This window comes from Streptomyces sp. GL_141 (assembly GCF_057834385.1).
On the sequence record NZ_CM174402.1, the window covers coordinates 5,680,240 to 5,702,719 of the forward strand.

Here is a 22,480-nt window from a genome sequence, read left to right on the forward strand (position 1 = left end):
CCCTGGCGGGCCTCCCCGGCTTCGCGCCGCTGCGCCGGACTCCGTCCGGCGGTGGCCGGGCGGGGTTGCCGCCACTGCCGTCCCGGCGGGGGCCGGTGGGCGGGTGCGGGTGGTCCGGCGGCCCCGCGGGGCAAGGTCCCCTGCCCGCCCTTCGCCCGTTCCCCGGGCTGCGCCCGGACCCTTCGCCGGGTGCGGCGCCGTTGCCGGGGGCCGGCCCCCGGGCCCCCGTTCCTCACACGCCGGAGGGGCTGAAGTAGCCGCGCGGGGCTCGGGACCGCCCTCCGGGCAATCCCGAGCTCTGCGCCCCGCGCCCGCGCTCTGTGCGCTGCGCGCACGTGGACTCGGGGGTCAGGCCAATCCAGCCTCGTCGGCGTTTGAGGCGCGGGGTCTGGGGCCGGAGCCCCAGGGGGCCCGGGCGCAACCCCGCGCCCTCTGCTTTCAGCCCGTCCGGCGTTTGAGGACCGGGGTCCGGGCAGCGCCCGGGGAACGGTGGAAGGGCGGGTAGGGGACCCGGCCCCGCGCAGCGGCACACCCGCAGCCACGGCCGGGCCGCGCACCGCCGGGCCGCCCGGACCGCCGGGCCGCCCGGACCGCCGGGCCGCCCGGGCCCCCGGGCCGATGGTCGGGTTACCCCCACCCCCCGTCCGCCAGCTCCCGTCATGGTGACGACCACCCCGCCCTCCGTAGCGTCGGAGACACGATCACCACCGGGTGGTCGACCGGCACGGAAGGCGGCACACCATGGGGCTCCGGCGCAGCAAGCGGCAGGCCGAGCAACAGACACAGCAGGCGCGGCAGGCCGGGCAGCCGGAGCACGCGGGTTACGCGGGCCAGCTGGGTCACGCGGGCCACCCGGGCCACGCGGGTCAGCCGGGTCACTCGGGTCAGTCGGGTCACGTGGGCCACCCGGGCCAGCCCGGCCACCCGAGCCACGCCCCGGCGGCCCAAGCCGCCAGCGCCGCCGTCGAGCTCCGCTCCGTCCGTCGTCAGTACGGCCGCGGCCCCACCGCCGTACACGCCCTCCGCGGCATCGACCTCACCCTCCCCCGCGGCAGCTTCACCGCGGTGATGGGCCCCTCCGGCTCCGGGAAGTCGACGTTCCTCCAGTGCGCCGCCGGGCTCGACCTCCCCACCGAGGGCTCCGTCCGCCTCGGCGGCACCGAGATCACCGGCATGAACGAGAACGAGCTCACCGAACTGCGCCGCAGCCGCCTCGGCTTCGTCTTCCAGGCGTTCAACCTCCTCCCCTCCCTCACCGTCGAGCAGAACGTCCTGCTCCCCATGCGGCTGGCCGGAGGCCGCGGCCGCACCGCCGCCCAGGGGCAGGCCCGCGCCGCCGACCTGCTGGCCCGGGTCGGCCTGGAGGGCAAGGGCCGCCGCCGCCCCGCCGAACTCTCCGGAGGCCAGCAGCAGCGCGTGGCCATAGCCCGCGCCCTGGTCACCCGCCCCGACGTGGTCTTCGCCGACGAGCCCACCGGCGCCCTCGACACCACCACCGCCACCGAGGTCCTCGGCCTGCTCCGCGACGCCGTGGACACCCTCGGCGCCACCGTCGTCATGGTCACCCACGACCCGGCCGCCGCCGCCCACGCCGACCAGGTGCTCTTCCTCGCCGACGGCCTCATCGCCGACCGGCTCCCGCGCAGCCCGGCCGCCACGATCGCCGCCCGCATGACGGCACTCGCCGCGCCCACCGCATCCACCGCGCCCGCCGGGCGCACCGCACCCCGATACGCAGGAGCAGCCGCCTGATGTCGCTCCGCCCCCGTTCCAACGGCCTGGCCCGCGCCGTGCTCCGGTTCCGGCCCGCCGCCTTCGCCGGCACCTTCGTCGCCCTGTTCCTGGCCGCCGCCATCGTCTCCGCCTGCGGGATCCTGCTGGAGACCGGGGCCCGCGCGAGCACCCCGCCGACGCGGTACGCCGAAGCCCCCGTCGTCGTCGCCGCCGATCAGCAGGCCCGCCTGCAGATGGGTCGCGGCGACGGCGCCTACGAGGTCTCCGCGCCGCTCCCCGACCGGGCGCGGGTGGACGCCGCCCTGCTGGACCAACTGGCTCCGCTGGGGCGTGCGGTGCCCGACGTGGTGTTCCCCGTACGGGACACCGCGGGCCGCACGCTCGAAGCCTCCGGCTGGGGCTCCACCGCCTTCAGCCCTACGGAGCTGCGCGCCGGCCGCGCCCCGGCCGGCCCGGGGGAAGTCGTCCTGGGCGGGGCCGACGGCCCGGAGCGGTTGACGCTCGACACCCCCGCCGGGCCCCGGGAGTTCCGCGTCGTGGGCCGCGCCGACCGGCCCGGAGCCTGGTTCGCCGACACCGAGGCGCGCAGCCTGTCCGGACACCCCGACGCGCTCGACGCCATCGTACTGTTCGGAGCCGACGCGGCGCGGGCCCGGGCCGCCGTGGACGGCCGCGCCCAGGTGCTCACCGGAGACGCCCGCGCCCTGGACGCACGGCTCGCCGGGGCCCAGGAGGTACTGACCGGCCTCGGCGGCTCCTTCGGCGGGATCGCCACGCTCGTCGCCGTCTTCACCGCCGCGGGCACCGTCGCCCTCTCCGTCGGGCAGCGCTCCCGCGAGTTCGCCCTGCTGCGCGCCGTCGGAGCCACCCCGCGCCAGATCCGCCGTACGGTCGCCACCGAAGCCCTCCTCGTCGCGCCGGTCGCGGGCGCGCTGGGCTGCGTACCCGGCATCGCCCTCGCCTCCTGGTGGTTCGGGCAGCTCAAGGCGAAGGGCGCCGTCCCGGCCGGAATCGACCTCGTCGTCTCCTGGATCCCCCTGGTCAGCGCCACCGGCCTGGCCCTGGCCGCCGCCCTGATCGCCGGCTGGGCGGCATCCCGCCGCCCCGCCCGCATCCGCCCCGGCCTGGCCCTGGCCGCGGCCGCCGTGGAGCGGCTGCGGCCCGGGTGGATCCGTACTCCGCTCGGCCTCGCCGCCCTGGCCGGCGGAGCCGCCTGCGCGACCCTGGCCGCCACCAGCAGCGGCCCGGACGCCGCCAACGCCGCCCTCGGCGTCGTCATGCTGTTCATGCTCGCGGTCGCCCTGCTCGGCCCACTGATCGCCCGCGCCTGCGCCGCCCTCTTCGGGCTGCCGCTGCGCGCGGGCGGCGCGTCCGCCGAACTGGCCGCCGCCAACTCCCGTACGCACGCCCGCCGTCTCGCCTCCGCCATCACCCCGATCGTGCTCGCCATGGCCTTCTCCTCCACCCTGGTCTTCCTCCACACCAGTGGGGACCGGGCCGTACGGCAGCAGCAGGAGGCCGGGCTGCTGGCCGACCACATCGTGTCCCTCGGCGGCACGGACCGCGCGGCCGTCGACCCGTCCGCCGTCGACCCGTCCGCCATCGACCCGGCCGCCGTCGACCGGGCGGTCGCGGCCGGGGCCGTCGCCCTCACCCGTACCTCCGTCCTCACCATCGTCGGCACCGGCGGCGACCGGACCTTCCACACGGCCTCAGCCCAGGGCATCACCGGGACCCCCGGGAACCTCGCCAAGGTCGAGGACCTGGGCGTCCGTTCGGGGGACCTCTCCCGGCTCGTCCCCGGCACGGTCGCCATCGACCGCACCCTGGCCGAGGCCACCCACACGGAGACCGGCGACCGGATCTCCTTGCGGCTGCCCGACGGAACCCCTGCCACCCCCGAGATCGTGGCCGTCTACACCCGCGGCCTGGGCCTCGGCGAGGTCACCCTCCCCGCCGCCGACCTGGCCGGCCACACCACCACCGGCCGCCCCACGGAACTCCTGTTCCGCGGCCCGGCCCCGGAGGGCCTCGGCCCGGTGCTCTCCGCCGCCGCCTGGACCTCCGAACAGAGCGTGGACCGCCGGCTCAACGCCTGGGCCAACACCACCATGGCGGCGGTCCTCGGCGGCTTCGCGGCCGTCGCCGCCGCCAACACCCTGGTCATGACCGTCCTGGACCGCCGCCGCGAACTCCAGATGCTCCGCCTGATCGGCTCCACGCGCCGCCAGGTCCTGCGGATGCTCTCCTGGGAAGCCCTCCTGGTCAGCGGCACGGGCATCGCCCTGGGCTCGGCGATAGCCCTGGCCACCCTCACCCCCCTGACGAAGGCGACGACGGGCACCGCCCCCTACGTCCCGCCCCTCGTCTACGGCTCCTTCGCGGCGGCCGCCATAGCCCTGGCCCTGGGCGCCACCCTCCTCCCGGCCCGCCGAGCCCTACGCGTCAGTCGACCCTGATGTGCCGTACGCCGACCAGCGCGCGCCGGATCCGCCCCCGGAGCGCGCCGTCGGTGTCCGGCGCCAACGCCGGCCCGGCGGAGGCCGCAACCCGCTCGGCCACCTCGGGCACCCCGATCCGGTCGGTGTACCCGTTCCGCCCCGCGAGACGCCACAGGTGTCCCCGGCGGCGGCAGGCGGCAGCCCGGGCGGCGGCAGGCGGCAGGCGGCAGGCGGCAGCAGGCGGCAGCCCGGGCGGCGGCCCAATCACCGCCCCGCCCCCGCCCCCGCCCCGGTCCCCGGCGGCGGCGCCCCGCCCCGGACACCGGCACCGGCACCGCACAGCCGACCCCGCCGGCGCAGCGCCCCCGCCCCGACCACTCCCTCCGGATTGGCCCGCCCGCCGCGGCCCGGCGACCCCTACCGTTCCCCCATGGACCGCACCCTCGCCGCCGACCTGGCCCGCCTCCCCGAGCTCCTCGACGCCACCCGCGACGCCGCCGCCGCGACCCTCGCGGCACTGGACGCGCGCCCCGTCGTACCGACGAGGGTCCCGCCGGAGCCGACCCCGCCGCTCCCCGAACACGGCACCGGCACCGAAGCCGCCCTGGCGGCCTTCGCGGAGCGCTGGGCACCGCGCCTGTCGGCCTCCGCCGGCCCCCGCTACCTCGGCTTCGTCACCGGCGGCGCCACCCCCGCCGCCCTCGCGGGCGACTGGCTCACCGCGGCCCACGACCAGAACTCCAACTCCGCCCTGGACGGCGGAGGCCAGGACCTCGAACGGGAGACCGTCACCTGGCTCCGCGAGCTCTTCCACCTCTCCGCCGCCCACACCGGCACCTTCGTCAGCGGCGCGACCATGTCCAACACCACCGGCCTGGCCATCGCCCGCGAATGGCTCGGCGAACGCCTGGGCGTCTCCCCGGCCGAGGACGGCGCGGCCGCGCTCGGCCCGGTCCGCGTCCTGTCCGGCGCCCCGCACTCCTCCATCGCCAAGGCCCTCTCCGTCCTCGGACTCGGCCGCGCCGCCCTGGTCCCCGTACCGACCCTGCCCGGCCGCGAGGCCGTCGACCCGGCCGCCCTGGACCGCGTCCTCGCGGCCGAGCCCGGCCGCCCCGCGGTCGTCGTGGCGAACGCCGGCACCGTCAACACCGTGGACTTCGACGACCTCCGCGCCATCGCCGCCCTCCGCGAACGCCACGAGTTCTGGCTGCACACGGACGCCGCCTTCGGCGCCTTCGCCGCGCTCTCCCCGGCCCACGCCCATCTCACCGAAGCCCTCGACGCCTCCGACTCGATCTGCGTCGACCTGCACAAGTGGCTCAACGTCCCCTACGACAGCGCCGTCCAGTTCACCCGCCGCCGCGACCTCCAGGCCCGCGTCTTCCAGAACGCCGCCACCTACCTCGGCCCCCTGTCCGAGGACCCCGACCTGGTGCACCTCACCCCGGAGAACTCCCACCGGCTGCGCGCCCTCGCCGCCTGGTTCACGCTGCGCGCCTACGGCCGCGAGGGCCACCGCGAGATCGTGGAACGGGACATCGCCTGCGCCCGCTCCCTCGGCGAACTCCTCGCCCAGGACCCGCACTTCACCGTCCTGGCCCCCGTCCGCCTGAACGTCGTCTGCTTCACCCTCACCCATTCCCCCACCCCGGCCCGCCTCACGGCCCTGCGCGAAGCCGCCGGACCCGAGGTGTTCGTCACCCCCACGACGTACGCGGGAACCCCCGCCCTGCGCGCCGCGTTCTCCAACTGGCGCACCACACCGGCAGACGTACGCCGGATCGCGCAGGCCCTCCACACGGCGGCGAAGGAGCTCGGATGACCAACGGCCCGCTCACCCTCATCGAGGTGGAGTCCCTCGCCCGCGCCGCGCACGAGGGCCAGACCGACAAGGCGGGCCGGCCGTACGCCGAACACCTCGCCGCCGTCGCCGAGGGCGTCCGCGCCCGCGGCGGCACCGCCGAACAGCAGGCGGCGGCCTGGCTCCACGACGCGATCGAGGACGAGGCCCTCACCCCGGCCTGGCTGGAATCGGCCGGACTCCCGCAGTCCGTCAAGGACATGGTCCTGGCCGTCACCAAACGCCCCGGCGAACCGGTCGAGGCGTACACGGCCCGCATCCTCGCGACCCCCGGCGCCCTCCTGGTCAAGGAAGCCGACCTGGCCCACAACGCGGACCCCGCCCGCCTCGCGGTCCTCGACGCCCCCACCCGCGACAGACTGTCCGTGAAGTACGCCTATGTCCGCTCCCTCCTAGGCCTCGGCACCTCCTGACGCAAAAGCATCACTGTCTCTTCGCCACGAGACGGATAGCCGGGGCGCGTTGGTGGGAGGATGGACCATGTGGGGGTGCGCGCGGCCGTGCCCCGGGCCGACCAGGGGACGACCGAAGGTGTGATCAGAAGTGGCCATTTCGCTATCAGTGGTAGTCCTGTTGGCGATCATCCTCGTGGTGCTCGTCCGCGGAGGCCACCTCAAGGCCGGCCCCGCGATCGTCGCGGTCCTCTTCGGCTTCTTCCTCGCGTCGAGCTCCATCGCCCCGGACGTCAACCGCTTCCTGAACTCCCTCGCTGACACCATCGCCGGCATCAAACTCTGATCCAGGTCCGGCACCACACCGAGGGCGAGGCATGCGGGGGACTCCTCGCACCCCGCCCTCGATGACCCCGGTCGGGGCATCACCGCGCCGTGCGGCCCCCCTCGCCCCCACGTGGCCCAAGTCGGGCGATAACGGTCACCAACGTTGCCCGTAAACCTGGACAGGGCAACGCCACCGCCAGTGCCCGCGTTCTCGACGTCACCACCCTCAAGGCCGGGCAGCCCGTCATCCACAAGCGCGGAGACGGCGTTAAGCCGCCGGCGGAACTGGGCAACCCCTCCGAGCGGGGTGTGGTGAAAATTGAAATCCCCAAGACGGCAGGCTCTGCCCGGCCGCTGGGAGGCGGCTGTCAGCAGGTCGGTCGAGGCCAGTGGTGCTACGGGTGGGAGTTTTCAGGCTCCAAGAAGCAGTGCTATTCGCATTACATGGCGAATGTCCGGCACATGTCTTCGGTGCGGGTCGTAAACATCGACTATGTGAGCGGCTGGGTAGGTGCGGGCCAGGTTTCCAACGCAAGGTCGGGCACCATCGGCCAGGCGGGAGTAACTGCCTGATGGCCGGAACGCGCCGCCAGTTCGGCCGGGCCCTCGTCCTCGCGGCCGGATTCCTCGGGCCGGGTCTGGCGAGCTGATCGCCCTCGATCGGCGGGGCGTGGACCTGGCCCAAACGGACACCAGCGGAGGGCAGTTGATGGCGCGCGTGGGCCACAGCACCGCCCGCGCGGCGCTGAGTGCTTGGCAGAAGATCGCATACCCGCATTGGTTTTGATCGGCCAAGCCGCTGACCTGCTGGTCCGTGGACTTGTCGTGAGGTCGCCCTCTCTCGGGTCCAACTATGAGCGGGCGTTGCGCTCGTGGAGGCAGTTGACCTGCCCAATCCGAAACTCAAGCTTCGCCATCGCGGGGGAGCCCTTGGGGAGCAGTCCGAGATGCTGTGCGAGTACGTAGAAGCCGGGCCCGGCATCGTTCGCGCCGAGGCAGTGGACCAGGGCGGAGATCATGAGCTTGCTCTCCGGGTAGTCGCGTTCCACGACAAGGCCCCAACCGGCCGGTCCCATTCGTCGTCGCTTCGGCCGCCCCTGTGCAGCGCGATCGCGCTGCACGAGTATGCCGAGCAGTCGAGCCGGGTGGAGCGGCTTCGGTGCAACGCGCCTCTGGCGGCTCGTAGGGACCCGTGCTCTGAATCCCGGGACGCGCGGCGATTTCGGCCGGCGCTATCAGTACGCCGGCGCCGATCGGGATCGGCTGATCGCCGATGCGCTGAGCGGGCTCGTCAAGAAGGGGTGGAAGGCGACCGCCAAGGGCACGAAGGAAGATCCACAGCGGAAGGGGCACGCAGGGGGCGCGGCGGGCTGATCGAAGCCCCGGGAACGACGAAGGGCCAGGTCGAGGAAACATCCTCTGACCTGGCCCTTTGCGTCTCTGAGCGGGTGACGGGAATCGAACCCGCGTAGCTAGTTTGGAAGACTAGTGCTCTACCATTGAGCTACACCCGCAGCACGTGCGCCGCAGATCCGGGGACCGCGGCACGGACAGCATCCTAGCGGGTTCCTGAGGGGGATCGCACACCGCATTTCGCGCCCGCGTGTGGCCGCGGCGGTGGGTGGGTGGCGCTTTCGCCGAAACTCCGCACGGCGGAGGGTCTTCGGGCATGTACCCTACGTGTCGCACCGACGGGGTGTGGCGCAGCTTGGTAGCGCGTCCGCTTTGGGAGCGGAAGGTCGTCGGTTCGAATCCGGCCACCCCGACCAGTAGGAGGATCACGCGATCCCCTCTCCGGGACCGCGTCGATGATCGCGTTGTGGGCTGATTGCCGCTTGCGGCTACTATGCAAGCTGCGTGCCCGTGTGTCTGATGTACCGGGCCCGATCCGCTGAGAACCGCTAGACCGCGGCGATGAGCAGAGACCCCCAGCAGTCAGCCACAAGGAGACCGAACCGTGAAGAGCGCCGTGGAGACCCTGAACCCGACTCGGGTTCGGCTCACTGTTGAGGTGCCCTTCGAGGAGCTCAAGGACAGCCTCGACGCGGCCTACAAGAAGATCAACCAGCAGGTCACGGTGAAGGGCTTCCGCAAGGGCAAGATCCCGGCCCGCGTCATCGACCAGCGCTTCGGCCGCGGTGCGGTGCTGGAGGAGGCCGTCAACGACGCCCTCCCGAAGTTCTACACCGAGGCCGTCAACGAGGCCGACCTGAACCCGCTGGGCCAGCCCGACGTCGACATCACGGAGCTGAAGGACGGCGAGCTGCTGGCCTTCACCGCCGAGGTCGACATCCGTCCCGCGATCGAGATCCCGGACTACTCCGGCATCGAGGTCACCGTCGACGCCGTCGAGGTCTCGGACGAGGACGTCGAGAAGTCGGTCGAGCAGCTGCGCGGCCGCTTCGCGTCCACCAAGGACGTCGAGCGCGCGGCGGAGGACGGCGACGTCGTCACCATCGACCTCGAGGCCAAGGTCGACGGCGAGGTGCTGGAGGACGGTGTCGCCCAGGACGTCTCCTACACCATCGGCTCGGGTGAGCTTCTCGAAGGCATCGACGAGGCCGTCAAGGGCCTGGAGGCCGGTGGAGAGGCCACCTTCAGCTCCCAGCTGCGGGGCGGCTCCGCCGAGGGCAAGGACGCCGAGGTCACCGTCAAGGTCACCAAGGTTTCCGCCCGTGAGCTGCCGGAGCTGGACGACGAGTTCGCCGGCATGGCGAGCGAGTTCGACACCCTCGAAGAGCTCAAGGCCGACAGCCGCAAGCGCCTCGAGAACATGAAGCAGTACGACCAGGCCACGCAGGCCCAGGAGCGCGTCCTGGAGAAGCTGCTGGAGCTCGTCGAGGTCCCGATCCCCGAGAAGCTCCTCGCGGACGAGGTCCAGACCCGCAAGCACAACCTCGAGCACCACCAGCTCGGCCAGATGGGCCTCACCATCGAGAAGTACCTGGAGATCCAGGGCAAGACGGTCGAGGAGTTCGACGCCGAGACCGCCGAGCAGGCGATCAAGGGCATCAAGACCCAGTTCGTCCTCGACGAGCTGGTCAACAAGGAGAAGCTGAACGTGAACCAGGAGGAGCTCACCGAGCACCTCATGCGTCGCGCCGCCTCCTCCGGCATGTCCCCCGACCAGTTCGCCCAGGCGGTCGTCGAGGGTGGCCAGGTTCCGATGCTCGTCGGCGAGGTCGCCCGCGGCAAGGCCCTCGCGGCCGTCGTCGAGGCCGCCAAGGTCACCGACACCAACGGTGAGGTCGTCGACCTCTCCGACGACGAGGACGAGCTCGAGCAGGCCGCCGAGACCGTCGAGAACGTGGTCGAGGCCGACGGCGAGATCGCTGCCGACGAGGCCAAGTAACACCTGGGGTCACCCCCGCTGAGCAGTACCAGAGCACGGCCCGGAGGGCCCGTACGCCATCGCGTCCGGGCCCTTCGGCCTCCCCGGGGGACGACCTCCGGGCGCCCTCCGGACGTCCTCGGGACGTCTTCGGGACGCCCTCCGGCGGACCCTCCGTGAGGGGCCTCTGACCTTGCGCTCCGAGCGAACAGTTCGGGAAGCGGGATGGCGTTGTCGTAGCTGCGCGTTAGGGTCCATGAATACGAGGGCACGGGAGTACCCGACGCCGGCGGACATCGTCCGCACGGCAGGTCCGCGCCCCAGAACGAGACGCTGAGACGGCACATGGCCGTCGGAGACGAGCAGGTGGATACGTGACGAATCTGAAGCCTTACGCCGCGGGTGAGCCGTCCATCGGTGGCGGCCTCGGCGACCATGTCTACAACCGGCTGCTCGGCGAGCGCATCATCTTCCTCGGCCAGCAGGTCGACGACGACATCGCCAACAAGATCACTGCGCAGCTCCTGCTCCTGGCCGCCGAGCCGGAGAAGGACATCTACCTGTACATCAACAGCCCCGGTGGCTCGGTGACGGCCGGCATGGCGGTCTACGACACCATGCAGTACATCCCGAACGACGTGGTCACCATCGGTATGGGCATGGCGGCCTCCATGGGCCAGTTCCTGCTCACCGGCGGTACCCCGGGCAAGCGCTTCGCGCTCCCGAACACCGACATCCTGATGCACCAGGGTTCCGCCGGCATCGGCGGCACCGCCTCGGACATCAAGATCCAGGCCCAGTACCTGCTGCGCACGAAGCAGCGCATGGCTGAGATCACCGCGCACCACTCCGGCCAGACCGTGGAGACGATCATCCGCGACGGCGACCGCGACCGCTGGTACACGGCGGAAGAGGCCAAGGCCTACGGCCTCATCGACGAGATCATCTCCGCCGCGTCGCTGGTCCCGGGCGGCGGCGGCACCGGGGCCTGATCCCGGCCCCGGCGCACGGGTTCCCGTACGGGAGCTCGTACGCCCGCCCGCACCAGGCAAGCCTCAGCCCGCAGAACGCCACCAGGACGGTGAACACCCAGATGCACATGAACAACCTTTCTCCCGCGAGCGGCCTCTACACCGGCGCGCCGGTGGACAACCGCTACGTCGTGCCGCGCTTCGTGGAGCGCACCTCGCAGGGCGTCCGCGAGTACGACCCGTACGCGAAGCTCTTCGAAGAGCGCATCATCTTCCTCGGCGTGCAGATCGACGACGCCTCCGCCAACGACGTCATGGCGCAGCTGCTGTGCCTGGAGTCGATGGACCCGGACCGCGACATCTACCTGTACATCAACAGCCCCGGCGGCTCCTTCACCGCGCTGACGGCGATCTACGACACGATGCAGTTCGTGAAGCCGGACATCTCGACGGTCTGCATGGGCCAGGCAGCCTCCGCCGCCGCGGTCCTGCTCGCCGCCGGTGCGCCCGGCAAGCGCATGGCGCTGCCGAACGCCCGCGTGCTGATCCACCAGCCCTCGGGCGGTACCGGCCGTGAGCAGCTCTCCGACCTGGAGATCGCGGCCAACGAGATCCTGCGCATGCGCGACCAGCTGGAGAACATGCTGGCCACGCACTCCTCGACCCCGATCGAGAAGATCCGCGACGACATCGAGCGCGACAAGATCCTCACGGCCCAGGACGCGCTGGCGTACGGCCTGATCGACCAGGTCGTGGCGACCCGTAAGACTTCGAACTGATCCTTGCCGCCAGTTGGCGCGGGCACATCGCCGGATTGCGCGATGTGAACCACGTCAAGGGGGCCCCGCACGGGGCCCCCGGCAAGGTACCGTCGGATATGAGGCACCAGGAGCGCTGAACCAGGCGTCTCCCAGGCGAAGGGGAAGCACCTCGTGGCACGCATCGGTGACGGCGGCGACCTGCTCAAGTGCTCGTTCTGCGGAAAGAGCCAGAAGCAGGTGAAGAAGCTCATCGCGGGACCCGGTGTGTACATCTGCGACGAGTGCATCGACCTCTGCAACGAGATCATCGAAGAGGAACTCGCGGAGACCTCCGAGGTTCGCTGGGAAGAACTTCCCAAGCCCCGTGAGATCTACGAGTTCCTGGAGAGCTACGTCGTCGGCCAGGAGCCGGCGAAGAAGGCGCTCTCCGTCGCGGTGTACAACCACTACAAGCGCGTCCAGGCCGGCGAGAACGGCGGCGGGACGGGCCGTGACGACGCGATCGAGCTCGCGAAGTCCAACATCCTCCTGCTCGGCCCCACGGGCTCGGGCAAGACGCTGCTGGCCCAGACGCTCGCCCGGATGCTCAACGTTCCGTTCGCCATCGCGGACGCGACGGCGCTGACGGAGGCCGGGTACGTCGGCGAGGACGTCGAGAACATCCTGCTCAAGCTGATCCAGGCGGCCGACTACGACGTCAAGAAGGCCGAAACCGGGATCATCTACATCGACGAGATCGACAAGGTCGCCCGCAAGAGCGAGAACCCGTCGATCACGCGCGACGTGAGCGGCGAGGGCGTGCAGCAGGCCCTCCTGAAGATCCTGGAAGGCACCACCGCTTCCGTACCGCCGCAGGGCGGCCGCAAGCACCCGCACCAGGAATTCATCCAGATCGACACGACGAACGTGCTGTTCATCGTGGGCGGCGCCTTCTCCGGCCTGGAGCGGATCATCGAATCCCGCGCCGGCGCCAAGGGGATCGGCTTCGGGGCGACCATCCGCTCGAAGCGCGAGATCGAGGCGAGCAACCAGTTCCAGGAGGTCATGCCGGAGGACCTGGTGAAGTTCGGGATGATCCCCGAGTTCATCGGCCGGCTGCCCGTCATCACCTCGGTCCACAACCTGGACCGCGAGGCCCTGCTCCAGATCCTCATCGAGCCGCGCAACGCCCTGGTGAAGCAGTACCAGCGGCTGTTCGAACTCGACGGCGTCGAGCTGGACTTCGAGCGCGAGGCCCTCGAGGCCATCGCCGACCAGGCGATCCTCCGCCAGACCGGCGCGCGCGGCCTGCGCGCCATCATGGAAGAGGTCCTGATGTCGGTGATGTACGAGGTCCCGTCCCGCAAGGACGTGGCCCGCGTGGTCATCACCTCGGACGTGGTCCGCTCCAACGTCAACCCGACGCTGGTCCCGCGGATCGTCCCGAAGGACCAGGGCCCGCACGAGAAGTCGGCGTAGCGGTCGCCCGTACGCGGCAGACATGAGGAAGGGCGCCCCCGGTCGGGGGCGCCCTTCCTCATGTGGCGGGTGCGAACGGCTAGTGATCCGGTTTGGAGATCCTGTCGCAGTAGCGGCAGATGCGGTCGAGGATCTGGTCGGCGGTTTTGGTCCACTTGAAGGGTCGGGCCTCGTCGTTCCAGACCTTGATCCACCTCTCAAGTCCGGCCTTGAGGTCGTCGAGGGAACAGAACACTCCGCGCGCGAGGCAGCGTCGTTCCAGCTCGGCGAACCACCGCTCGACCTGGTTGATCCACGACGAGTACGTAGGCGTGAAGTGCAGGTGGAAGCGCGGATGCGCCAGCAGCCACTTGCGTACCACTGGCGCCTTGTGAGCGGAGAGGTTGTCGCAGATCACGTGGACCGCCAGACCGGGATCGGTCTGGCAGTCGATCTCGTCGAGGAAGTCCCGGAAGTCCACGGCCCGATGCTGCGCGGACAGCTTCGTGATCACCTTGCCCGTCGCCGTGTTCAACGCGGCGAACAGATCGACGGTCCCGTGCCGGACGTAGTCGAAACTCCTCCGCTCAGGCACCCCTGGCAGCATCGGCAGCACCGGCGCGGTCCGTTCCAGGGCCTGGATCTGCGGTTTCTCGTCCACCGCGAACACCGCCGCGTTGGCCGGCGGGGCGAGGTAGAGACCGACGACGTCACGGATCTTGTCGATCAGGAACGGGTCCGGGGAGATCTTGAAGGTCTCGGTCCGCCACGGCTGCAGGCCGAAGGCGTGCCAGATCCTCAGCACGCTCGCCGGGGAGATCCCCACGACCTTGGCAAGCTCCCGCTTCGACCAGTGCGTCCCGCCTGCGGGGGTCTCCTCCAGAGTGCGGACCACCACTTCTTCCACTTGGGCGTCGGTGATGGTCCGCGGCACTCCCGGCCGGGGCTCGTCCGCGAGCCCGTCCAGCCGGTCCCGCAGGAACCGGGACCGCCATCTCGCCGCTGTCTTGCGCTCGATGCCCAGCCGCGCGGCCACGACGGTGTTGTTCCACCCTCGCGCGCACGCCAGCACGATCTGAGCACGCTGGGCCAGGCCCTGCGCGGTCGAACGCCGCCTGGCCCAGTCCTCCAACGTCAGCCGCTCGGCATCCGACAGCACGACCGGCGGCAGCCTGGTATCACCCATCCGTCCAGGACACCGGCCGCAAGCCAGTCACGTCAGGCGAACCCCAAGATCTGAAACAGAACACGACTCACGAGGCGAGCCCAGACCTCAAAACCGGATCACTAGTTCTTGGCGCGCGCCGTGTTGTAGAGCTTCGCGTCCAGCTCGGCGGTCTGGGCCAGGGTGTAGCCCTTGCCGCCGGTCATGATCTTGGCGATGTCGATCGTGGTGGTCAGGCCCATGGTGCTGTAGTCGGTCCAGATGCACACCGGGAAGGTGATTTCCTTGGGCTCCAGCGGGTTCGTGGAGGGCTTCTTGGAGACGATCTTCATCTCCTGGCACTTCATCAGCGCGCCGCTGAACCCGGCCGGCTTGAAGGTCTCGGGGGAGCCGATGAACTGGACGTCGGCGTCCTTGTCCTTCTCCTCCGTGCTGGAGGCCTTGAACATCGCGAACGCGCCGTCGAGGGTCTTCGCGGGGTCCGCGATCTCGCCGGAGAACGAGGAGAAGCTGAGCTGCTTGGTCTCCAGCGGCTTGGCCTTGTCGGAGATCTCGTAGTCCTGGGTGACCTTGACCGGGTTCTTGATCCCGATCGCCTCGACCTCCTTCTTCTCCTTGTCGTCCATCTTCTTCTCGGGGCCGGCCTTGGCGGGCTTCTTGAAGTCGTTCACCGACGCCGGCGGGACGATCTTGTAGCCCTTGGTGGAGGCCGATACCTCACCGTTGCCGGCGCCCGAGCCCAGGAAGTAGAAGGCGCCGCCGCCGATCACGGCCACCGCCACGACCACGCCGATGATCACGCCGGCCTTCGACTTCTTCGGCTGCTGCGGGGGCATCCCGCCGTACGGGGGCTGCTGCTGGTAGCCGCCGTACGGAGCTTGCTGCTGCTGGGGGAAGCCGGGCTGCTGCTGCGGGTAGCCCTGCTGCGGAACACCCTGGGGGGCCTGCTGCGGGTACCCGTACCCGGGCTGCTGTCCGTAGGGCCCCGGCTGCTGCGGCTGCTGCCCGTACGGGCCCGGCTGCTGCGGCTGCTGTCCGTAGGGCCCCGGCTGCTGCGGCTGCTGGCCTCCGTACGGTCCCGGCTGGTTGTAGCTCATCCCGCGTCCCCCCATGAGGTTGTTTATGCGTCCCACACATCCTGGCGGAAGCCGGAGGCGCTCAGGGCGCCGGGTCCTGGGAAAGCCGGTTTCATGACTGGACTGTTACCGCTCTAAACTGTGCCCCGTGACCGAGAACACGCAGACACCCAGCAGCCCCTACTCCGAACTGCCGACTTCGTACGCGCCGGCCGATGTAGAGGGGAAGCTCTACGAGCGCTGGGTAGAGCGTGGGTACTTCACGGCCGATCCGGCGAGCGAGAAGCCCGCGTACACCATCGTCATCCCGCCGCCGAACGTCACCGGCTCCCTGCACCTGGGCCATGCCTTCCAGCACACGCTGATGGACGCCCTGACCCGCCGCAAGCGCATGCAGGGCTTCGAGTCCCTGTGGCTGCCCGGCATGGACCACGCCGGCATCGCCACCCAGAACAAGGTCGAGCAGCAGCTCGCCGAGGAGGGCAAGTCCCGCCACGACCTGGGCCGCGAGGAGTTCGTCGAGCGGGTCTGGCAGTGGAAGGAAGAGTACGGCGGCAAGATCCTCGGCCAGATGCGCCGTCTCGGCGACGGCGTCGACTGGTCCCGTGAGCGCTTCACCATGGACGAGGGCCTCTCCAAGGCCGTCCAGACGATCTTCAAGAAGCTCTACGACGACGAGCTCATCTACCGCGCCGAGCGCATCATCAACTGGTGCCCCCGCTGCCTGACGGCCATCTCCGACATCGAGGTGGAGTACCAGGAGGACGCGGGCGAACTCGTCTCGATCAAGTACGGCGAGGGCGACGACACGCTCGTCGTCGCGACCACGCGCGCCGAGACGATGCTCGGTGACACGGCCATCGCCGTCCACCCGGACGACGAGCGCTACAAGCACCTGGTGGGCAAGCTCATCAAGCTGCCGCTCACCGACCGCTCCATCCCGGTCGTCGCGGACACCCACGTCGACCCGGAGTTCGGCACCGGCTGCGTCAAGGTGACCCCGGCGCACGACCCGAACGACTTCGCCATCGGGCAGCGCCACGGCCTGCCCAACATGACGATCATGGACGAGCGCGGTGTCATCACCGTCCACGGCCCCTTCCTCGGCCTGGACCGCTTCGAGGCCCGCTCCGCGGTCGTCGGCGCCCTGCGCGAGCAGGGCCGGATCGTCGCCGAGAAGCGTCCGTACATGCACTCCGTGGGGCACTGCTCGCGCTGCTCCACCACCGTCGAGCCCCGCCTGTCCCTCCAGTGGTGGGTCAAGGTCGAGACGCTGGCCAAGGCCGCGGGCGACGCCGTCCGCGACGGCCGGGTCTCGATCCACCCCGAGGACATGTCGAAGCGCTACTTCGACTGGGTCGACAACCTCAACGACTGGTGCATCTCGCGCCAGCTGTGGTGGGGCCACCGCATCCCGATCTGGTACGGCCCGGCCGGCGAGGTGGTCTGCGTCGGACCCGACGACGAGGCGCCGACCGGCGAGGGCTGGGTCCAGGACACCGACGTCCTCGACACCTGGTTCTCCTCCGGCCTGTGGCCCTTCTCCACCCTGGGCTGGCCGGAGAAGACCCCGGACCTGGAGAAGTTCTACTCCACCGACGTCCTGCTCACCGGCCACGACATCATCTTCTTCTGGGTCGCCCGGATGATGATGTTCGGCCTGTACGCGATGGACGGCGAGGCACCCTTCAAGACGATCGCGCTGACCGGTCTGGTCCGCGACGAGCGCGGCAAGAAGATGTCGAAGTCCGCCGGCAACGTCGTCGACCCGCTGGACTGGATGGACAAGTACGGCTCCGACGCCGTCCGCTTCACCCTGGCCAAGGGCGCCAACCCCGGTACCGACGTGCCGATCGGCGAGGACTGGGTCCAGGCCTCCAGCAAGTTCGCCAACAAGATCTGGAACGCCACGCGCTTCGCGATGATGAACGGCGCCACGATCGAGGGCGACCTGCCGTCGGCCGAGGAGATGTCGGCGACCGACCGCTGGATCCTGTCCCGGCTGAACGCGACGGTCGCGCAGGTCGACGCCTTCTACGACGACTTCCAGTTCTCGAAGCTCAGCGACGCCCTCTACCACTTCGCGTGGGACGAGGTCTTCGACTGGTACGTCGAGCTCTCGAAGACCACCTTCTTCGCGGGCGGCGAGCCGGCCAAGGCCTCCGCCCGGGTCCTCGGCGAGGTCCTCGACGTCATGCTGCGCCTGCTCCACCCGGTGGTCCCCTTCGTCACCGAGACCCTGTGGACCACGCTGACCGGCGGCGAGTCCCTCGTGATCGCCGACTGGCCCAAGGACAGTGGCTTCCGCGACGCGGCCGCCGAGGCCGAGATCGAGGGCGTCCAGAGCCTGGTCCGCGAGGTCCGCCGGTTCCGCAAGGAGCAGGGCCTCGACGACAAGCAGAAGGTTCCGGCCCGCCTGGACCTGTCCGCCACGGCGCTGGCCGCCCACGAGGCCGCCATCCGCCAGGTGCTGCGCCTCCAGCCGGAGGGCGACGCCTTCAGCGCCACCGCGACGCTGCCCGTCGGCGGTGCCACGGTCGCGCTCGACCTGTCGGGGACCATCGACATCCCGGCGGAGCGCAAGCGGCTGAGCAAGGACCTGGCCGCCGCCGAGAAGGAGAAGCAGCAGGCCGAGGCGAAGCTCGGGAACGAGGCGTTCATCGCCAAGGCCCCCGACAACGTCGTGGACAAGATCAAGGGCCGCCTCACCAAGGCCGAGGACGACATCGTCCGCCTCAAGGCCCAGCTGGAAGCCCTGCCCCAGGGCTGACACCGCCCCTGGAACGCAAGCGAAGGCAAGCGAACGCAAGCGAAGGCCCCCACGCCGTCGGTCGACGTGGGGGCCTTCGGGCTATCCCTTCCCCGCGAGGGGCCGGGCATCACAGCAGCTGTGCGCCGAACCGCGTCAGGATGAGCGCCGCGACCACGCCGTACGCGGCCAGCGGCACCAGCCAGTGGGGGATCGCCCGCAGCCGGGAGCCGGCCGGGGCCAGGTGGCGGGTGACGTACCAGAACAGCGGGATCATCACCGCCCAGACGACCATGCACCACGGGCACAGCGCGCCGATCACGTACAGGCACTGGCTGATCAGCCACACCGTGAAGGCGAACCCGGCCGCGATCCCGGCCCACAGCCCGCGCCACAGCCACCGGGGGAGCAGCGCCCCGGCGACCAGGGCCGTGCCCAGTCCGGCGAGGGCCGCGAAGCCGGCGAGGCCGAGCAGCATGTTGGGGAAGCCGAGGAGGTTGCCCTGCCAGGTGGTCATCACGTCGCCGCAGCTCAGCACCGCGCTGACGTTGCAGCCCGGGGTGAAGAGCGGGTCCTCCAGGGTGCGGATGCGGTCGTAGGTGAGGACGCCGGAGGCCAGGGTGCCGACGAGGCCGCCGATCAGCAGGAGCAGGGCGGTGCCCCGGGGGGTGGCCGTTCCCTGGTGGGCGGTCGTTCCCCGAGGGGCGGTCGTTCCCCGATGGGCGGTCAATCCCCTGTGGGTGCTCATTCTCCCGACGCTACGGGCGTCCCGGCGGTCCCGGGTAGAGAGGAAGGCCTCCGGGCGCCGGGACCTCCGGCCTGTCCGAAGTGCCCTAAATCACGCGTTCTCGGGTCCGGGCGGCCCGGATCCGGGGGTGCCGAGCACGGATGATGGAGGGCATGCACGTCACGCCCGCCCCCTCGGCGCCCCACCGGCTCCTGGCCTTCGGCCGCCGGCTCGCGCAGGGCTGGGCCGGGTCGCCGCGCGCGATGGACCTGCTCGCGGCCCTCAGCTGCCTGGGCCTGATGGCGCTCGACCTGCCGGGCCTGGCGGCCGCCGACAACTCCCTGAGCGGGCCCGCCGCGGCGGTCGTCCTGGCCCTCGGCTGCTCCACCCTGCTGGTGCGGCGCCGGCTGCCCTGGGTCTCGTACCTCGCCGCACTGCTCTTCATCGGCTGGCTGCACGAGCTGACCCTGATCCAGTTCGCGCTGTACTCGGTGGGCCGCTTCCGCGGGCGCCGGGCCGGGGTCCTCGCCACCCTCGGCTACCTCGTCTTCGCGGTGTGCCTGTTCTGGTGCGTGCCGGGCTGGCCGATGTCCCGGGCGGAGACCCTCAGCTCCTTCCTCAGCCTGGTCGTGCCCATCGGGGTCCTCGCCTCGGCCGTGGGCATCGCCGCCTACCGCCACGACCTCGTGCGCGAGCTCGACACCCGGCGCGCCGAGTCCGCCGTCCTGCAGGCCGTCCAGCAGGAGCGGACCTCCGTCGCCCGTGACGTCCACGACTTCGTCGGGCGCGAGCTGACCCTGCTGACGGTCCGCTCCGAGGTGCTGTCGATGCGCTCGCGCGAGACGGCGTACGCGAAGGACTTCGAGGAGCTCGCCGACACCGCCCGCCGGGCCCACCTGGTGCTCAACGAGATCATCGTGCAGCGCGGGGAGCGGGCGGCCACCCCGGGCGCGGAAGGGCTGGCGGCGCTCGCGGAGGAGAGCGGGCGCGCGGGTTCCCCCGTACGGCTCGACCTGGATCCGGACGTGCACGGGCTGTCGCCGCTGCGCCAGGCGGCGGTCTACCGGGTGGTGCAGGAATGCCTGACCAACGCCGCGAAGCACGCCCGCGGCGAGACCATCGAGGTGTCCATCGCGGCGGACGGGCCGCAGCTGCGGATCGCCGTCCGCAACGGGCTGGCGCAGCGCAACCCGACCCGGGCCCCCGTCTCGGCGGGCTCGGGCACGGCGAGCATGTCCGAGCGCGTGCGCAGCCTGGGCGGAACCCTGACGGCGACGCGCACGCAGGACGCGTACGAGGTCCTCGCGACCCTCCCGAAGGGCTGAGGGCCCTCCCGCCTACGGGCTCTAGGTTCTGTTTCCTGGATCAGGTGCGGAGCCAGATCGTCAGGGCTGCGATGGTGACGGTTCCGAGGTAGACGTAGGCGCGTTTGTCGTAGCGGGTGGCGACTGCCCGGAAGTTCTTGAGGCGGTTGATCGCCCGCTCGACGACATTCCGTTTCTTATACCGGTCCTTGTCGAACCCGGTCGGGCGTCCGCCGGCCGAGCCGCGCCTGCGGCGGTTGGCCCGCTGGTCCTTGGGCTCGGGAATGGTGTGCCGGATCTTGAGTTTCCGCAGATAGCGGCGGTTGCTCCGGGAGCTGTACGCCTTGTCGGCGCTGACGCTGTCGGGCCGGGTTCGGGGCCGCCCCGGCCCAGTGCAGGGCACCAAGATCTTCTCCAGCACCGCCTCGAACTGCGGGCTGTCCCCGCACTGCCCGGCCGTGAGGATCAGCGACAGCGGGCGACACCGGCCGTCAGCGGACAGGTGGATCTTCGTGGTGAAGCCGCCCCGCGAGCGCCCTAAGCACTCGCCTGCCGCACCACCTCCGCCAGGCGGGCAGACAGCCTCCGCAGCACCGGATCGCCCTGGTTTGCCCCGCTGTTGGCCCCCTTTTGGGGAGCAATCGGCGGCGGGGCCACCTTCCTCGCGCCAGCCGCATGCTGGTGGGCACGTGCCGTGGTGGAGTCCACCGACACGTCCCAGTCGATCCTGCCCGCGGAGTTCTCCGCGGCCTGCACCCGCGTCAGCAGCAACTGCCACGTTCCATCGGCCGACCAGCGGCGATGCCGTTTGTAGACCGTCTCCCACGGCCCGAACCGCTCCGGCAGATCCCGCCACGGCACACCGGTCCGCACCCGGAACAACACCCCGTTGATGACCTTCCGGTGCTCGCTCCACCGGCCACCACGCGCCCCGCCACGAGGCAGGAACGGCTCCAGCCGCTCCCACTCCGCAGTCGTCAGATCTCCCCGCCCCACCATGCCGACCAGCCTGAACCCCACAGCATGATCACGTCAGGAGATCCAGGAAACAGAACCTAGGCCCGGGCCGGCGCCAGCAGGCTGCTGAGCGCGTCCATGTCCTCCACACAGCGCCCCGAGCCCAGGGCCACGCAGTCCAGCGGGTCGTCCGCGACGAAGACCGGGATCCCCGTCGAGGAGGCCATCCGCAGGTCCAGGCCGGGCAGCAGCGCGCCGCCGCCGGTCAGGACGATGCCGTGTTCCATGACGTCCCCGGACAGCTCGGGCGGGCACTCCTCCAGGGTGGCGCGGACCGCCGCGATGATCGCCTCGATCGGCTCGTCGAGGGCGGCCCGTACGTCGCGCGCGTCGAGCCGCAGCGTCTGGGGCATGCCGCCGACCTTCTCGCGGCCCCGGACCGTGAAGGTGGCCGTCTCCAGCTCCGGCCGGTCCGGCACCGGCCACGCCGAGCCGATGGCGATCTTGACGTCCTCGGCGGTGCGGTCGCCGATGAGCAGGGAGTGCTCCTTGCGGACCCAGTCGGTGATCGCGGCGTCCAGCCGGTCGCCGCCGACCCGCAGCGACTGGGAGGTCACGATGCCGCCCAGCGAGATGACCGCGACCTCGGAGGTGCCGCCGCCGATGTCGACGACCATCGAGCCGCGCGGTTCGGACACCGGGAGCCCGGCACCGATCGCCGCGGCCATGGGTTCCTCGATCAGGTGCACGGTTTTGGCGCCGGCCCGGGTGGAGGCGTGGATGATGGCCCGCCGTTCCACCGGGGTGACCCCGGACGGTACGCAGATCACCATGCGGGTGCGGACCCGGCGGCCGGGGACGGCCTTGCGGACGAAGTGCCGGATCATCTCCTCGGCGGCCTCGTAGTCGCAGATCACGCCGTCCTTGAGGGGGCGGATCGCGGTGATGGAGCCGGGTGTGCGGCCGATGGTCTCCTTGGCCTCGGTACCCACGGCCAGTGCGGTGGTGGTGCCCGCCTTGACGGCCACCACGGACGGCTCATTGAGGACGATGCCGTGCCCCCGTGCGTAGACGAGGGTGTTGGCGGTTCCCAGGTCTATCCCTATGTCGCGGCTGGAACCTGTCTTGTTCGTGCTGGCCTGCGGCATTTGCTCCCCAATCTCCTGTCCGCAAGGCTTGCATAACGATCCGGTCGCTCTCGCCGCCGAAGGTCCCGATCCGACCGGGCCGAAAGTCCTCCCGGCCCT

Annotated in this window: 16 protein-coding genes, 2 tRNA genes and 1 pseudogene; 12 read left to right on the plus strand and 7 right to left on the minus strand. The window is 71.0% G+C overall.

From position 1 onward, the window contains the following. The first annotated feature begins 741 nt into the window (after nt 1–741). The 5 genes from AC3IX6_RS25195 to AC3IX6_RS25215 all read left to right on the plus strand — a co-directional run bounded on the left by AC3IX6_RS25195 (nt 742) and on the right by AC3IX6_RS25215 (nt 6,774). Nucleotides 742–1,752, plus strand: coding sequence for an ATP-binding cassette domain-containing protein (locus AC3IX6_RS25195; protein WP_489364835.1), 1,011 nt, complete (start codon nt 742–744; stop codon nt 1,750–1,752). After that, nucleotides 1,752–4,193, plus strand: coding sequence for an FtsX-like permease family protein (locus AC3IX6_RS25200; protein WP_489364837.1), 2,442 nt, complete (start codon nt 1,752–1,754; stop codon nt 4,191–4,193). Before AC3IX6_RS25195 ends, AC3IX6_RS25200 begins: the two co-directional genes overlap by 1 nt. 412 nt (nt 4,194–4,605) lie before the next feature. After that, the gene (locus AC3IX6_RS25205; RefSeq protein ID WP_489364839.1) at nt 4,606–5,997 is read left to right on the plus strand and encodes a pyridoxal phosphate-dependent decarboxylase family protein; all 1,392 of its coding nucleotides are present in this window, start codon (nt 4,606–4,608) and stop codon (nt 5,995–5,997) included. Continuing rightward, the gene (locus AC3IX6_RS25210; protein WP_489364841.1) at nt 5,994–6,449 is read left to right on the plus strand and encodes an HD domain-containing protein; all 456 of its coding nucleotides are present in this window, start codon (nt 5,994–5,996) and stop codon (nt 6,447–6,449) included. Before AC3IX6_RS25205 ends, AC3IX6_RS25210 begins: the two co-directional genes overlap by 4 nt. Nucleotides 6,450–6,579: 130 nt before the next feature. Beyond that, nucleotides 6,580–6,774 carry a hypothetical protein gene (locus AC3IX6_RS25215; RefSeq protein WP_250739483.1) on the plus strand — a complete coding sequence of 65 codons (195 nt, stop codon included), beginning with the start codon at nt 6,580–6,582 and terminating at the stop codon, nt 6,772–6,774. A gap of 832 nt (nt 6,775–7,606) precedes the next feature. Here AC3IX6_RS25215 and AC3IX6_RS25220 read toward each other — a convergent pair. Further along, nucleotides 7,607–7,804, minus strand: coding sequence for a hypothetical protein (locus tag AC3IX6_RS25220; protein ID WP_489364843.1), 198 nt, complete (start codon nt 7,802–7,804; stop codon nt 7,607–7,609). 394 nt (nt 7,805–8,198) lie between these two features. Next, nucleotides 8,199–8,269: transfer RNA gene (locus tag AC3IX6_RS25225), tRNA-Gly, on the minus strand. Between the two features lie 178 nt (nt 8,270–8,447). Here AC3IX6_RS25225 and AC3IX6_RS25230 point away from each other — a divergent pair. From AC3IX6_RS25230 to clpX, 5 genes are all read left to right on the plus strand, one after another. After that, nucleotides 8,448–8,524 (plus strand) — tRNA-Pro (locus AC3IX6_RS25230). Nucleotides 8,525–8,712: 188 nt separating this feature from the next. Continuing rightward, a complete protein-coding gene (gene tig, locus AC3IX6_RS25235; RefSeq protein ID WP_489364845.1) occupies nt 8,713–10,107 on the plus strand; it encodes a trigger factor in 1,395 nt (464 codons plus the stop codon). A gap of 353 nt (nt 10,108–10,460) precedes the next feature. Next, on the plus strand, nt 10,461–11,078 hold the full coding sequence (locus AC3IX6_RS25240; protein WP_250739480.1) for an ATP-dependent Clp protease proteolytic subunit: 618 nt from the start codon (nt 10,461–10,463) through the stop codon (nt 11,076–11,078). A 107-nt stretch (nt 11,079–11,185) separates the two neighbouring features. Further along, nucleotides 11,186–11,836 carry an ATP-dependent Clp protease proteolytic subunit gene (locus AC3IX6_RS25245; protein ID WP_243334852.1) on the plus strand — a complete coding sequence of 217 codons (651 nt, stop codon included), beginning with the start codon at nt 11,186–11,188 and terminating at the stop codon, nt 11,834–11,836. Between the two features lie 153 nt (nt 11,837–11,989). Beyond that, on the plus strand, nt 11,990–13,276 hold the full coding sequence (clpX, locus tag AC3IX6_RS25250) for an ATP-dependent Clp protease ATP-binding subunit ClpX (protein ID WP_250739478.1): 1,287 nt from the start codon (nt 11,990–11,992) through the stop codon (nt 13,274–13,276). Between the two features lie 79 nt (nt 13,277–13,355). Here clpX and AC3IX6_RS25255 read toward each other — a convergent pair whose 3' ends face one another. Next, entirely contained in the window at nt 13,356–14,441 is a 1,086-nt protein-coding gene (locus tag AC3IX6_RS25255; protein ID WP_489364848.1) for an IS630 family transposase, read from the minus strand. Between the two features lie 101 nt (nt 14,442–14,542). Continuing rightward, nucleotides 14,543–15,517 carry a hypothetical protein gene (locus AC3IX6_RS25260; protein WP_489364850.1) on the minus strand — a complete coding sequence of 325 codons (975 nt, stop codon included), beginning with the start codon at nt 15,515–15,517 and terminating at the stop codon, nt 14,543–14,545. A 127-nt stretch (nt 15,518–15,644) separates the two neighbouring features. On the opposite strand from AC3IX6_RS25260, the gene AC3IX6_RS25265 reads away from it, so the two are divergent. Further along, complete coding sequence (locus tag AC3IX6_RS25265) at nt 15,645–18,266, plus strand: valine--tRNA ligase (protein WP_489364852.1); 2,622 nt, start codon at nt 15,645–15,647, stop codon at nt 18,264–18,266. Between the two features lie 109 nt (nt 18,267–18,375). Here AC3IX6_RS25265 and AC3IX6_RS25270 read toward each other — a convergent pair whose 3' ends face one another. Continuing rightward, nucleotides 18,376–18,993, minus strand: a complete 618-nt coding sequence (locus AC3IX6_RS25270; protein ID WP_489364854.1) for a vitamin K epoxide reductase family protein — start codon at nt 18,991–18,993, stop codon at nt 18,376–18,378. 152 nt (nt 18,994–19,145) lie between these two features. On the opposite strand from AC3IX6_RS25270, the gene AC3IX6_RS25275 reads away from it, so the two are divergent. Continuing rightward, nucleotides 19,146–20,297 (plus strand): sensor histidine kinase, encoded by a 1,152-nt coding sequence (locus AC3IX6_RS25275; RefSeq protein ID WP_489364856.1) that lies wholly within the window; start codon nt 19,146–19,148, stop codon nt 20,295–20,297. A 40-nt stretch (nt 20,298–20,337) separates the two neighbouring features. Here AC3IX6_RS25275 and AC3IX6_RS25280 read toward each other — a convergent pair. After that, nucleotides 20,338–21,275 (minus strand): annotated as a pseudogene (locus AC3IX6_RS25280) (IS5 family transposase). A gap of 56 nt (nt 21,276–21,331) precedes the next feature. Further along, complete coding sequence (locus tag AC3IX6_RS25285; protein ID WP_489364858.1) at nt 21,332–22,381, minus strand: rod shape-determining protein; 1,050 nt, start codon at nt 22,379–22,381, stop codon at nt 21,332–21,334. Nucleotides 22,382–22,480 lie beyond the last annotated feature (99 nt).